Origin of the sequence: Streptomyces sp. NPDC048612 (genome assembly GCF_043199295.1) — a bacterium.
Lineage (GTDB): Bacteria > Actinomycetota > Actinomycetes > Streptomycetales > Streptomycetaceae > Streptomyces.
Map to the genome: position 1 here is coordinate 100,496 of NZ_JBICVV010000015.1, position 12,490 is coordinate 112,985.

Sequence of the window (12,490 nt, forward strand, 5' to 3'; positions counted from 1 at the left end):
TGATCGCCGGGCGCTCGCTGGACTAACGTCGTCGCGTCCGGTCATGTCCCTCTCACACCGCGGAGTCCCGATGAGCACTGCCGCTCTCTCCCGTCCTGGTTCGGTCCTCGCCGATCTGCTGCCGGCCGCCACCGCCTCGCGCGCCCGCGTCCGTGACGCCGCGCTGGTGCTCGGCGGCGCCGCGCTCACCGGTGTCGCGGCGCAGATCGCCGTCCCGGTCCCCGGCTCCCCGGTTCCGGTCACCGGCCAGACCTTCGCCGCCCTGCTGGTCGGCGCCTCGCTCGGCGCGAGCCGCGGTCTGCTGTCGCTGGCGCTGTACGCCCTGGCGGGGCTCGCGGGCATGCCGTGGTTCGCCGGCGGTGCCTCGGGCGCCGGCGGTGCCACCTTCGGCTACATCGTGGGCATGCTGCTGGCCGCCACCGCCGTGGGCGCGCTGGCCCGCCGCGGCGGCGACCGCGGAGTGCTGCGCACCGCCGCCACCATGGCCGCCGGCACCGCCCTGATCTACGCGGTCGGCGTCCCCTACCTGGCGCTGAGCACCGGCATGTCCCTCGGCGAGGCCGTCGCCGTCGGCATGGTCCCGTTCCTCATCGGCGACGCCCTCAAGGCCGCGCTGGCCATGGGCGCGCTGCCCACCGCCTGGAAGCTCGCCGGACGCCGCGGCTGAGAAGGCTGCGAAGAGGGCGGGGCCCGCACCGGTCCGGTGCGGGCCCCGCCCTCTTCTCTTCTGCTGTTACGGCGTTACCCGCGCTCGGCCTCGGCCGCCACCGCGTCCCGCTCCCGCGGACGCCGGCGGTCCAGGATCAGTCCGACCGCCAGCACGACCACGGCCGCGACCACCGACAGCACCATCTGCTCACGCCCGTCCGGGTCGTAGAACATGTAGCCGATGACGAAGACGATCAGCCCGATCGTCGCGTACGTCAGCCACGGGTACAGCCACATCCGCACCGTCAGCCGCTCCGGTGCCTCCCGCTCGATGATCCGGCGCATCCGCAGCTGCGAGAAGCAGATGACCAGCCAGACGAACAGCGCCACCGCGCCGGACGAGTTCAGCAGGAACTGGAAGATGGTGTCCTTCGAGGTGTAGCTGAAGATCGTCGCGACGAAGCCGAAGGCGACCGACGCCCAGATCGCGACCGCCGGGACCCCGCCCTTGTTGACGGTGGCGAACGACTTCGGCGCATCCCCGCGCTGGCCGAGGGAGAACGCCATCCGGGAGGCGGTGTAGAGCCCGGAGTTCAGACAGGACAGCACCGCGGTCAGCACCACGACGTCCATCACGGTGCCCGCGTACGGGATCTCCAGCGACTTCAGCACCGCCACGTACGGGCTCTTGGCCACCGCCGGGTCGTCCCACGGCAGCAGCGTCACGATCACCGTGATCGAGCCGATGTAGAAGAGCGCGATCCGCCAGATGACGCTGTTGACGGCCTTGCGGACGGCCTGCACCGGGTTGGGCGACTCGCTCGCCGCCAGCGTGACGATCTCGCTGCCCATGAAGGAGAAGACCACCAGCAGCATGCCGGAGAGGATCGCCCCGGGACCGTGCGGCAGGAACCCGCCGTCCCCGGTCAGATGCGACATCCCGACCGGGTCACCGCCCGGCGGCAGCCCGAATATCGCCAGCGCGCCGACCACGATGAAGATGACGATCGCGACGACCTTGATCCCCGCGAACCAGAACTCGAACTCGCCGAACGAGCCCACCGAGATCAGGTTCGTACCGGTCAGCACGATCATCACCAGCAGCGCCCAGGCCCACTGCGGGACGGCCGGGACCCAGCCGGTGAGGATCGCGGCGGCCGCGGTCGCCTCGACGGCCAGCACGACCGACCAGAAGAACCAGTACAGCCAGCCGATCGTGAACCCGGCCCAGCGGCCCAGCGCCCGGTCCGCGTAGGCGGAGAACGACCCCGAGGTGGGGGAGGCCGCGGCCATCTCACCCAGCATCCGCATCACGAGCACGACCAGCAGGCCGGTCAGCGCGTACGAGAGCAGGATGCCCGGACCCGCGGCCGCGATCCCGGCGCCGGAGCCGACGAACAGGCCGGCGCCGATCACCCCGCCGATGGCGATCATCGACAGATGGCGGTTCTTGAGTCCTGCTTGCAGCCCGTCCTGCGACTGCCCCCCGGTCACACCGCCGCCGGGGTCACCGGCAGTGGGGACCACTTTGGTGGTAGGCGGGTGCGCGCCCATGTGCACCGTCCTTCGTGGTTCTCGGATGAATCCCCCGCATTAGATCTTCGTTAACCGTGGATTGGAAGGTCTGCAGCCGGATTGTTGTGTGAAACCCTGGACGGTTACGCGATGCGCTTGCGTACAGAAGGCGGGGGGTAGCTTTCCGTACAGGAGTCCGGGGCAGACCCAGCCGCGCCTACCCGGCGGCAGCCGTGTCACACTCATCGCATGCGCGTGTACCTCGGCTCCGACCATGCCGGCTTCGACCTGAAGAACCACCTCGTCGAATGGCTCAAGGCCCATGGCCACGAGCCCGTCGACTGCGGACCCCACCTCTACGACGCCCAGGACGACTACCCGCCGTTCTGCCTGCGCGCCGCGGAGAAGACCGCCGCCGACCCGGACAGCCTCGGCATCGTGATCGGCGGCTCCGGCAACGGCGAGCAGATCGCCGCGAACAAGGTCAAGGGCGTCCGGGCCGCGCTGGCCTGGAGCGAGGAGACCGCCAAGCTCGGCCGCGAGCACAACAACGCCAACGTGATCTCCGTGGGCGGCCGGATGCACACCGAGGAAGAGGCGACGAAGTTCATCGAGATCTTCCTCGCCACCCCGTACTCGGGCGAGGAGCGCCACACCCGCCGCATCGAGATGCTCTCGGCCTACGAGACCACCGGCGAGCTGCCCGCCATCCCGGCCCACCACCCGCAGGGCTGACCCCCGTTCATCCCGTCGCCCGCCCTCCCCGGCCGCCGGGGAGGGCGGGCGCGCCCACTGGAGGACCTCCGTGCCCGAGGGGCATACGATCCACCGCCTCGCCCTGGACCACCGCACCCGCTTCGAGGGCGAACCGGTCCGGGTGAGCAGTCCGCAGGGCAGGTTCGCGGACGGCGCGGCCCTCATCGACGGCCAGGTCATGACTGGCGCCGAGGCCCACGGCAAGCACCTCTTCCTGGGCTTCGGCCTGGACCGCTGGGTCCATGTCCACCTCGGCCTGTTCGGCAAGCTCGGCTTCGGCGCGGCCCCCGCGCCGCCGCCCACCGACACGGTGCGCCTCCGTCTCACCGGCGCCGCCGCGTACGCCGACCTCCGCGGCCCCACCACCTGCGCGCTGATCACCGAGGACGGGAAGCGCGCGATACACGACCGGCTGGGCCCCGACCCGCTGCGCCCCGGGGACGACGGCACCCGCGCCTGGCAGCGGATCTCCCGCAGCCGGACGACCATCGCGGCGCTGCTGCTCGACCAGAAGATCGTCGCCGGCGTCGGCAACGTCTACCGCGCCGAGGTCCTCTTCCGCCATGGGATCGACCCCTACCGCGCGGGCCGCGACCTCACCCGCACCGAATGGGACGCCCTCTGGGCCGACCTGGTGTTCCTGATGGCCGAGGGCGTCCGGGACAACCGGATCGACACCGTCCGCCCGGAGCACCTGCCCGAGGCCATGGGCCGCGCGCCCCGGGTCGACGACCACGGCGGCGAGGTGTACGTCTACCGCCGCGCCCACCAGCACTGCCACCTCTGCGGCAGCGAGATCCGCACCGCCGGCCTCGCCGCCCGCAACCTCTTCTGGTGCCCGGGCTGCCAGCCCGGCAGCGGCGGCGCCTGACGGTTCAGGGGCCGCCGCACCCCGCCCGTCCCCGCACCGGACCCGGGGGCGGGCCGTACGTCAGAACCCGTGCGGCAGCCAGGGCGCCACCTCCGACCCGAACGCCACCGAGGCCGCCGCCAGCGCCCCGGGCCGCAGCTCCCGCACCCGGCCCGCCGCCGCCAGCGCCGTCAGAGTGAACCCGCCCAGATACGCCGACCCCAGCTCCCGTACGGACAGGGCCAGCCCGGCCGGGTCCGTGGTCGGCGCACAGACCGCGCCCGTGCCGTCGCCGGTCAGCCGCCAGCGCCCCTCGTTCCACGGGCAGAACGGGTCGGTGACCTCCAGCACCACATCCACCGGCGCCCGGTACGTCCGCGCCGCCAGCGCCGCGCCCACCTCCACCGGCCGCACGAACAGCGCATCGCGCAGCACGGGGCGGCAGCGCCGCATGTCCACGGCCAGATGCAGCAGGGGATCGTCCACCGGCCGGGTGCGCACCGACACCGACGAGGTCAGATCGATCCCGAACAGATAGCGCCACAGCGCCGCATACACCACCGGGTCCAGCGCCTCGATGTGCCGCACCCGCACCACGCCCGCCGGCCCGGCGTCGTCCCAGACCGGCCGGACCGCATAGCGCGCATAGCCGCGCACCTCGCCGTCCACCTCGGCCAGCACACACTGCAGCTCCCCGGCCCCGTCCCGGCCGGCCGGCAGGTCCAGCACCGCGAGCCGCTCCCAGCCGGGCGCCCGCGCCAGCATCCCGGGCCGGCCCGGCACCAGCCGGGCGTAGACCCGCTCGCACTCCGGCAGCGCGGCCGCCGGGTCCGCCAGCCGCAGCCGTACCCCGTCCACCCCGGGCAGCTCGGGGGCGGGCAGCCGCACGGTGTCCACGGTCAGCTGCAGCTCCTGGGTCGCCGGACCGTAGCCGAACCGTCCGTAGATCGCCGGCTCCGAGGCGGTCAGCACCGACAGCGGCTCCCCGCGCTCCCGGGCGTCCGTCAGGTGATGCCGCATCATCGTCCGCAGCAGTCCGCGGCGGCGGTGCGTCGGCCGCACACTGACCATCGTGAGCCCGGCCGCCGGCACCCCGGCGGCGCCCGGCACGGTGAGCCCGAACGAGAGCGCCCCGGCCGTGGCGACACAGTCCGCACCGTCCCAGACGCCCATCGAGCGGTCGATCTCGGTCGCCTCCCGCCGGAGGGCCCGGTGCTCAGGACCGGTGGGCAGCTCCCCGAACGCCCGGTCCACGGTGTCCGACCAGGCGTCCCATTCGGCGTCCCGCACCCTGCGTAATTCTGTTGCCATACCCCATCCCTAACAGCACCTTCTATAGCGGCGCGACCGCATTTCCCACGGGGTTTTCCGGGAATTTTCCGGGCTGACGTGCGGCGAATCGACGCACCGCCGAACGGGTGGATAAGGTCCGAGAGCGATGACCAGCGGCCAGGGAACGGAGACCCTGACGGCCCGGATGCACAAAGGACTGCACCGGGCCCGCATCGGCGTGCGCAAGGCCGGTGTCGACTACTTCCGCGGCGAGGGCTCCGACACGTTCGCCCTGGCCGCCCTGCTCCTGGCCATACCCGCCATCGCCGCGGGCACACTCTGGTGGCCGGAATGGATCGCCCCGACGGCGCTGGTCCTTCCGGTCATCGCCGGCGGACTGCTGTTGCGGCCGGCCAACCTCCTCGTCCTGTACGGCGCTTCGGCGACCGCGCTGGTGGTGGAGTCCGCGCTGTTCGGCCCGTACGACGAAGGGCCGGAGCGGATCACCCCGGGCACGGTCCTGGTCGTCGCCGCGGTCGGGCTCTTCGGGCTGCTGATCGCGCAGTTCCGCAGCCGGGTCGGGGTGCCCTGGCGGCGCGGCGGCACCATGCTCTTCGACCTGCGCGAACGCATCCGGGTACAGAGCGAGCTGCCCAGGCTGCCGCAGGGCTGGCACCACGAGATGGCGCTGCGCCCGGCCGGCGGACAGTCCTTCTCCGGCGACTTCGTGGTGGCCTCCCGCACCCACGGCGGCACCATCCTCGAAGTGGTGCTGACCGACGTCTCCGGCAAGGGCATGGACGCGGCCTCCCGCGCGCTGCTGCTGTCCGGCGCCTTCGGCGGCCTCCTCGGCTCACTGCCGCCGCACGGCTTCCTGCCCGCCGCCAACGGCTATCTGCTGCGCCAGGACTGGGACGAGGGGTTCGCGACCTCCATCCACCTCGTCCTCGACCTGGAGTCCGGCGACTACGAACTCCTCTCCGCCGGCCACCTCCCGGCGCTCCAGCTCAGCGCCGGCACCGGCCGCTGGGAGGAGAAGGCGGGGGACGGGCCGCTGCTCGGCGTCTACGACGGCGCGCAGTTCCACCCGGTCAAGGGCACCCTGCGCACCGGCGACGTCCTGATGCTGTTCACCGACGGCCTGGTCGAGGCCGCCGACCGCGATATCGCCGAGGGCATCGACCGGCTGACCGGTGAGGCCGACCGCTATGTCACCAACGGCTTCGCCGGCGCCGCCTGGCATCTGATCGAGGCGGTCGCCAAGGACGTCAACGACGACCGGGCGCTGCTGCTGATCTGCCGGGACGCCTGACCGGTACGGGCCCGGCCGGGCCGGGCGCTCAGGCGCTGACGCGCGCCCGTGCCGTGTCCGCCGGGTCCTTGCGGAACGCCCAGGCCATCGTCGGCTCCATGGCGAAGCGGAACACCTTGCGGACCGGCGGGGTGCACAGGGCCGTCACGATCCCGCCCGCGATCAGCGTGACCGCGATCTCGCCGAGCGGGGTGTGCAGCCAGGCGTAGTCGTCGAACCAGCCCCAGAAACGCGAGCCCTTGGCCAGGAAGCCGTGCAGCAGGTAGCCGTAGAGGGTCCCCGCGCCCAGCGCCGTGAACCACGTCTGCCGCGTCGGCACCCAGGCGAAGAAGCAGGCCACCAGCACCAGCGAGCAGCCGAAGAGCGCCGGGGTCATCACCGCGCCGATCCACCAGGTGGTGCCCAACTCCTGGGCGCTGTCGCGGTGGTAGAACCACGCCGAGGACATCCGGGGCGCCGCCCAGTAGGCCATCACCAGCGCCGCGGCGAAGATCGGCAGCGAGGCGATCCGGACCGCCCGCCGCTGCACCAGCTGGAAGTGCTCCGGCTTCAGCATCAGCCCCAGGACGAAGAACGGCAGGAACTGCAGCACCCGCTGGAGGTCCAGGTCGTCACCGATGTCCGGGGACACGGAGGCGAGGACGGCGATGGCCACCGCGAGCGGGATCGGCCAGCGCACGATCTTCCACAGCGGGGTCGTCAGCCGCCAGATGAACAGGGCCACCAGGAACCAGGTGAGGAACCACGGGTCGAGCAGGCTGATGGGGTGCCCGGGGTCGTCGTCCGCCCAGCGCTTGAAGAACGCGTAGGCCGTCTCGAAGAGGACATAGGGGACCGCGACCCCGGTGACCAGTCGCTGCAACCGGTCCTTGCGCATGTCGAAGCTGCGCGAGAAGTAACCGGAAATGATGATGAAGGCCGGCATGTGGAAGGTGTAGACGGTCATGTAGAACGCCTCGGCCGTCCGGCTGCCGTCGGTCAGCGGTTCCCAGACGTGACCCATCGCCACCAGCACGATGGCCAGGTACTTCGCGTTGTCGAAGAAGGGGTTGCGGCTGCCGGACCTCGGCGCGGCCGCCGCCGTGCCCTCCGGCGCGCCGGACGGCGGAGCCGTGGGCCCGGTCCGGTCCGCGCCCGCCGCCTCCTGGGCAGGGGGCAGGGCGCTTCGGGGGGTCGAGGCAGCGGGAAACATTTGAGGCACGATAGCGGCGGTCGGCGGGCCCGTAAAACCGTGTGCCGGGCCTTCGTTATTTCACTGGGTGCCGCTCGGGAGAGCGCCCCGATAAAATCCGCAATCGTCGGGCCAGGACACCTCTCGCGCCGCCTGATTCGTCCCCCTTCATCCCCCCAAATCGGGCGGTATCCCCCGCAAACGACTCTGGGGGAATGTCCCATTCCTTAGTCTTATGTCCGAATGCTAATAAGCCTTCGGGGCGCCCCGCAGGGCAGTGACGGATGCCACGAATTTCAAATTCCCACGAGCCTTATTAATGATCAGAACGCCGCGGTGAATGATCGGCGAGAATTGCCGATGCGGCGTCAGGCGGGGAAATTCCCGGGCCGTCGGCCGGCCTGGCGCGACCGGCCGCCCGCCCTCCGTGCGACCCCTGCACGACCCCCTCGCGTCACCCCTTCGTGGCCTCCCGGCCACCAGAGGCGGGAATCGGGCAAAGCGTTGGCCGATGATTCGTCACCGGCCTGCAGTGGGCATGGAGTTGGTGGCACGATGGGTGCCGGGGGGTGTGCGCGGCATGCTCCCGGGCCGGTGAGGCGTTCCGACCAAGGGTGTGATCAGTTGTGGCTCTTTCGCTGTCAGTTGTGCTGCTGTTGGGGATCATCCTGATCGTGCTGATCAGAGGGAAGTCGCTGAAGGGCGGCCCGGCGCTCGTCGCCATACTGTTCGGCTTCTTCCTCGCCTCCACGGGCGTGGCGCCGTCCATCAACAAATTCCTCAACTCGCTGGCGGACACCATCAACCACATCACCTTCTAGGTGGTCCGCCGGCCCTCGTGCCGCCCGAGGTAACGCCCTACGAGGCCTCGCCCCCGGTCCGCGACACCGCCTCGCGCACGGCGTCCTCGCTGCGTCCCACCAGCGCCGATCCGTCGTCCGCCGTGATGATCGGCCGCTGGATCAGCCGGGGGTGTGCCGCCAGCGCCGCGATCCACCGCTCCCGCGCGGCGTCGGTGCGCTCCCAGTCCTTCAGGCCCAGCTCTCCTGCCTCGGCCTCCTGGGTCCGGGTGATGTCCCAGGGCTCCAGGCCCAGCCGCGTCAGCACGTTCCGCAGGTCCCCGGCCGTCGGCGGGTCGTCGAGGTACCGGCGCACCGTGTAGCGGGCGCCCTCCTCGTCGAGGATCTCCACGGCGGAACGGCACTTGGAACACGCGGGATTGAGCCAGATCTCCATGCCGGCCACCTTATTGACCCCCGGCCGCGCGGCGAAGAGGCGGGCCCGCGGCGCCCCGCCCAGGACAGCGGAAAGCCCCGGACCGCCGGTCCGGGGCTTCCTCGTGAGAGCGGGCGACGGGAATCGAACCCGCGTAGCCAGTTTGGAAGACTGGGGCTCTACCATTGAGCTACGCCCGCAAGCGCCACAGGTCGCACGGACCTCGGCACGCAGTGCATCCTAGCGGGTCGCGGCGGTGCGCCGCACATCCCCTTACGAGAACGGCGCGCGGCGCCACTTGCGCCCCCATGTCCCGCCACCGGGCGCCCCGGATAACTGGCAGCCGGAGCGTCGGCGGCCATGTACCCTACGTGTCGCACCGACGGGGTGTGGCGCAGCTTGGTAGCGCGTCCGCTTTGGGAGCGGAAGGTCGTCGGTTCGAATCCGGCCACCCCGACCAGCAGAGGGCCGGCCCGGCGACAGCGGCCGGGTCCGGCCCCGGCCCACCGAGGCGCTGCCGCTTGAGCGGCCCCCGATCAAGATCGCGTTGTGGGCGTCATCCTCCTTGCGGTTACTATGCAAGCTGCGTGCCCGTGTGTCTGTGTACCGGGCGTGATCGGCCGGTAGCCGGAATGCCGGATACGGGCGGATCTCAAGCAGAACCCCAGAAGTCAGCCCCAAGGAGACCGAACCGTGAAGAGCGCCGTGGAGACCCTGAACCCGACTCGGGTTCGGCTCACTGTCGAGGTGCCCTTCGAGGAGCTCAAGCCCAGCCTCGACGCGGCGTACAAGAAGATCAACCAGCAGGTCACGGTGAAGGGCTTCCGTAAGGGCAAGATCCCTGCCCGGGTCATCGACCAGCGGTTCGGCCGTGGCGCCGTGCTGGAGGAGGCCGTCAACGACGCGCTCCCGAAGTTCTACACCGAGGCGGTCAACGAGGGTGAGCTCAACGTCCTCGGCCAGCCCGAGGTCGACATCACCGAGCTGAAGGACGGCGAGCTGCTGGCCTTCACCGCCGAGGTCGACATCCGTCCCGCCCTCGAGATCCCGGACTACTCCGGCATCGAGGTCGAGGTCGACGCCGTCGAGGTGTCGGACGAGGACATCGACAAGTCCGTCGAGCAGCTGCGCGACCGTTTCGCCACGACCGCCCCGGTCGAGCGCGCCGCCCAGGACGGCGACGTCCTGACGCTGAACCTCGAGGCCAAGGTCGACGGCGAGGTCCTGGAGGACGGTGTCGCCGAGGGCGTCACCTACACCGTCGGCTCCGGTGAGCTGCTCGACGGCATCGACGAGGCCGTCAAGGGCGTCGAGGCCGGCAACTCCGCCACCTTCACCTCCGAGCTCAAGGGCGGTTCCGCCGAGGGCAAGGAGGCCGAGGTCAAGGTCGAGGTCACCGAGGTCAAGTCCCGCGAACTGCCCGAGCTGGACGACGACTTCGCGCAGCTGGCGAGCGAGTTCGACACCTTCGAGGAGCTGCGCGCCGACAGCCGCAAGCGCCTTGAGCAGATGAAGAAGTACGACCAGGCCACCCAGGCGCAGGAGAAGGTCCTGGACGAGCTGCTCAAGCTCGTCGAGGTGCCGATCCCCGAGAAGCTGCTCGCGGACGAGGTCGAGACCCGCAAGCACAACCTGGTCAACCACCAGCTCGGTCAGATGGGCCTCGACCTCGCGAAGTACCTGGAGATCCAGGGCAAGAGCGAGGAGGAGTTCGACGCCGAGACCAAGGAGCAGGCCGAGAAGGGCATCAAGACCCAGTTCATCCTGGACGAGCTGGTCAACAAGGAGAAGCTGAACGTCAGCCAGGAGGAGCTCACCGAGCACCTCATGCGCCGCGCGCAGTCCTCCGGCATGTCCCCCGACCAGTTCGCCCAGGCCGTCGTCGAGGGCGGCCAGGTGCCGATGCTCGTCGGTGAGGTCGCCCGCGGCAAGGCCCTCGCGGTCGTCGTCGAGGCCGCCACGGTCAAGGACAGCAACGGCGAGGTCATCGACCTCGACGACGAGGACGAGACCGCCGAGACCGCCGAGGCCGAGGGCACCGAGGCCGCGGCCGCCGACGAGAAGCCCGAGGTCTGAGCCACGGCCGCCTCGCGCCTTCCCGGAGAGCGCTGATGACGGGCCCGGACACGCACGCCCGCGTGTCCGGGCCCGTCTTCGTACCACCCGGTGAGCCTGCGCTCACAGCGAACAGTTATCGATGCGGGATGGCGTTGTCCGACCTGCGCGTTAGGGTCCGTAGATACGAGGGCAGGGGAGTCCCTGAAACCGCGCCGGGGCGACACACGGCGCCGATCCCCGCGCCCCAGAAGACGACGCTGAGACGGCCCCAGGCCGTCCGACAACGAGCAGGTGGACACGTGACGATCCCGATGCCTTCCGCCGCCGCTGAGCCGACCTTCGGTGGCCTCGGCGACCAGGTCTACAACCGGCTGCTCGGCGAGCGGATCATCTTCCTCGGCCAGCCGGTCGACGACGACATCGCCAACAAGATCACGGCGCAGCTGCTGCTCCTCGCCGCTGACCCGGACAAGGACATCTACCTCTACATCAACTCCCCGGGCGGCTCGATCTCGGCCGGCCTCGCGATCTACGACACCATGCAGTACATCAAGAACGACGTGGTGACGATCGCGATGGGCCTCGCCGCCTCCATGGGGCAGTTCCTGCTGAGTGCCGGCACCCCGGGCAAGCGCTTCGCGCTGCCGAACGCCGAGATCCTCATCCACCAGCCCTCCGCGGGTCTGGCCGGCTCCGCGTCCGACATCAAGATCCACGCCGAGCGGCTGCTGCACACCAAGAAGCGGATGGCGGAGCTGACGGCCTTCCACACCGGCCAGACCGTCGAGCGGATCACCCAGGACTCCGACCGCGACCGCTGGTTCTCCGCCGATGAGGCCAAGGAGTACGGCCTGATCGACGACGTCATGACCTCTGCCGCCGGCGTTCCGGGCGGGGGCGGCACGGGCGCCTGAGCCCCGTACCACTCGCCCTACAGCCCCCAGCCCACTTGATCGCCACCAGGACGGTGAACACCACGATGAACAACTTCCCCGGCAGCGGCCTCTACCAGCGCCCGGAGTCCGAGTACTCCGGCCCGGTCGCCGAGTCCCGCTACATCGTCCCGCGCTTCGTCGAGCGCACCTCGCAGGGCGTGCGCGAGTACGACCCGTACGCGAAGCTGTTCGAGGAGCGCGTGATCTTCCTCGGCGTGCAGATCGACGACGCCTCGGCCAACGACGTGATGGCGCAGCTGCTGTGCCTGGAGTCGATGGACCCGGACCGGGACATCTCGATCTACATCAACTCCCCGGGCGGTTCCTTCACGGCGCTCACCGCCATCTACGACACGATGCAGTTCGTGAAGCCCGACATCCAGACGGTCTGCATGGGCCAGGCGGCCTCCGCCGCGGCCGTGCTGCTCGCCGCCGGCACCCCCGGCAAGCGGATGGCGCTGCCGAACGCCCGGGTCCTGATCCACCAGCCGTACAGCGAGACCGGCCGCGGCCAGGTCTCCGACCTGGAGATCGCCGCCAACGAGATCCTGCGGATGCGTTCGCAGCTGGAGGAGCTGCTGGCCAAGCACTCCACCACCCCGATCGAGAAGATCCGGGACGACATCGAGCGTGACAAGATCCTGACCGCCGAGGAGTCCCTGGCGTACGGTCTGGTCGACCAGATCGTCTCGACGCGGAAGTCGTCCGTCTCGATCGGTTAGCGATCTTCGCTGAATGAGCCGGAGCGCTGCCCCCTT

The 12,490-nt window shown here is 70.5% G+C and carries 12 protein-coding genes and 2 tRNA genes; 9 read left to right on the top strand and 5 right to left on the bottom strand.

The annotated features are described in order from the left end of the window. The first annotated feature begins 70 nt into the window (after positions 1–70). Entirely contained in the window at positions 71–667 is a 597-nt protein-coding gene (locus tag ACGFN2_RS22705) for a biotin transporter BioY (protein ID WP_393363203.1), read from the top strand. Positions 668–741: 74 nt separating this feature from the next. Here the strand turns inward: ACGFN2_RS22705 and ACGFN2_RS22710 are convergent, their stop codons facing one another. Next, positions 742–2,202: an amino acid permease gene (locus ACGFN2_RS22710; RefSeq protein ID WP_393363206.1), complete on the bottom strand. Its 1,461-nt coding sequence runs from the start codon at positions 2,200–2,202 to the stop codon at positions 742–744. Positions 2,203–2,412: 210 nt separating this feature from the next. Between ACGFN2_RS22710 and ACGFN2_RS22715 the strand changes: the two genes are divergently transcribed. Both ACGFN2_RS22715 and ACGFN2_RS22720 read left to right on the top strand, forming a co-directional pair. After that, entirely contained in the window at positions 2,413–2,898 is a 486-nt protein-coding gene (locus ACGFN2_RS22715) for a ribose-5-phosphate isomerase (RefSeq protein WP_362606940.1), read from the top strand. A 70-nt stretch (positions 2,899–2,968) separates the two neighbouring features. After that, positions 2,969–3,790, top strand: a complete 822-nt coding sequence (locus tag ACGFN2_RS22720) for an Fpg/Nei family DNA glycosylase (protein ID WP_393363209.1) — start codon at positions 2,969–2,971, stop codon at positions 3,788–3,790. A gap of 60 nt (positions 3,791–3,850) precedes the next feature. On the opposite strand, the gene ACGFN2_RS22725 is transcribed toward ACGFN2_RS22720, so the two are convergent. Beyond that, positions 3,851–5,080: a GNAT family N-acetyltransferase gene (locus ACGFN2_RS22725; protein WP_393363212.1), complete on the bottom strand. Its 1,230-nt coding sequence runs from the start codon at positions 5,078–5,080 to the stop codon at positions 3,851–3,853. A 127-nt stretch (positions 5,081–5,207) separates the two neighbouring features. Here ACGFN2_RS22725 and ACGFN2_RS22730 point away from each other — a divergent pair, with 127 nt between their 5' ends. Continuing rightward, the gene (locus ACGFN2_RS22730) at positions 5,208–6,353 is read left to right on the top strand and encodes a PP2C family protein-serine/threonine phosphatase (protein ID WP_393363215.1); all 1,146 of its coding nucleotides are present in this window, start codon (positions 5,208–5,210) and stop codon (positions 6,351–6,353) included. 28 nt (positions 6,354–6,381) lie between these two features. Here ACGFN2_RS22730 and ACGFN2_RS22735 read toward each other — a convergent pair whose 3' ends face one another. Next, positions 6,382–7,545, bottom strand: a complete 1,164-nt coding sequence (locus tag ACGFN2_RS22735) for an acyltransferase family protein (RefSeq protein ID WP_362606930.1) — start codon at positions 7,543–7,545, stop codon at positions 6,382–6,384. Positions 7,546–8,150: 605 nt separating this feature from the next. Between ACGFN2_RS22735 and ACGFN2_RS22740 the strand changes: the two genes are divergently transcribed. Continuing rightward, positions 8,151–8,345 carry a hypothetical protein gene (locus ACGFN2_RS22740; protein ID WP_159745942.1) on the top strand — a complete coding sequence of 65 codons (195 nt, stop codon included), beginning with the start codon at positions 8,151–8,153 and terminating at the stop codon, positions 8,343–8,345. Between the two features lie 37 nt (positions 8,346–8,382). Here the strand turns inward: ACGFN2_RS22740 and ACGFN2_RS22745 are convergent, their stop codons facing one another. Together ACGFN2_RS22745 and ACGFN2_RS22750 are read right to left on the bottom strand one after the other, a co-directional pair. Further along, positions 8,383–8,760, bottom strand: a complete 378-nt coding sequence (locus tag ACGFN2_RS22745; RefSeq protein ID WP_393363220.1) for an arsenate reductase family protein — start codon at positions 8,758–8,760, stop codon at positions 8,383–8,385. Between the two features lie 108 nt (positions 8,761–8,868). After that, positions 8,869–8,939: transfer RNA gene (locus ACGFN2_RS22750), tRNA-Gly, on the bottom strand. A gap of 183 nt (positions 8,940–9,122) precedes the next feature. Between ACGFN2_RS22750 and ACGFN2_RS22755 the strand changes: the two genes are divergently transcribed. From ACGFN2_RS22755 to ACGFN2_RS22770, 4 genes are all read left to right on the top strand, one after another. Next, positions 9,123–9,199 (top strand) — tRNA-Pro (locus ACGFN2_RS22755). Between the two features lie 233 nt (positions 9,200–9,432). Further along, complete coding sequence (gene tig / locus ACGFN2_RS22760) at positions 9,433–10,815, top strand: trigger factor (RefSeq protein WP_393363223.1); 1,383 nt, start codon at positions 9,433–9,435, stop codon at positions 10,813–10,815. A gap of 293 nt (positions 10,816–11,108) precedes the next feature. Next, the gene (locus tag ACGFN2_RS22765; RefSeq protein ID WP_362606955.1) at positions 11,109–11,711 is read left to right on the top strand and encodes an ATP-dependent Clp protease proteolytic subunit; all 603 of its coding nucleotides are present in this window, start codon (positions 11,109–11,111) and stop codon (positions 11,709–11,711) included. 65 nt (positions 11,712–11,776) lie between these two features. Beyond that, a complete protein-coding gene (locus tag ACGFN2_RS22770) occupies positions 11,777–12,454 on the top strand; it encodes an ATP-dependent Clp protease proteolytic subunit (protein ID WP_159747181.1) in 678 nt (225 codons plus the stop codon). Positions 12,455–12,490: the final 36 nt, after the last annotated feature.

Coding starts and splice junctions, on each gene's coding strand:
- ACGFN2_RS22715 (WP_362606940.1), top strand. CDS start 2,413: ATGCGCGTGTACCTCGGCTCCGACCATGCCGGCTTCGACCTGAAGAAC.
- ACGFN2_RS22730 (WP_393363215.1), top strand. CDS start 5,208: ATGACCAGCGGCCAGGGAACGGAGACCCTGACGGCCCGGATGCACAAA.
- ACGFN2_RS22770 (WP_159747181.1), top strand. CDS start 11,777: ATGAACAACTTCCCCGGCAGCGGCCTCTACCAGCGCCCGGAGTCCGAG.
- ACGFN2_RS22725 (WP_393363212.1), bottom strand. CDS start 5,080: ATGGCAACAGAATTACGCAGGGTGCGGGACGCCGAATGGGACGCCTGG.
- ACGFN2_RS22745 (WP_393363220.1), bottom strand. CDS start 8,760: ATGGAGATCTGGCTCAATCCCGCGTGTTCCAAGTGCCGTTCCGCCGTG.
- ACGFN2_RS22765 (WP_362606955.1), top strand. CDS start 11,109: ATGCCTTCCGCCGCCGCTGAGCCGACCTTCGGTGGCCTCGGCGACCAG.
- ACGFN2_RS22735 (WP_362606930.1), bottom strand. CDS start 7,545: ATGTTTCCCGCTGCCTCGACCCCCCGAAGCGCCCTGCCCCCTGCCCAG.
- ACGFN2_RS22710 (WP_393363206.1), bottom strand. CDS start 2,202: ATGGGCGCGCACCCGCCTACCACCAAAGTGGTCCCCACTGCCGGTGAC.
- ACGFN2_RS22705 (WP_393363203.1), top strand. CDS start 71: ATGAGCACTGCCGCTCTCTCCCGTCCTGGTTCGGTCCTCGCCGATCTG.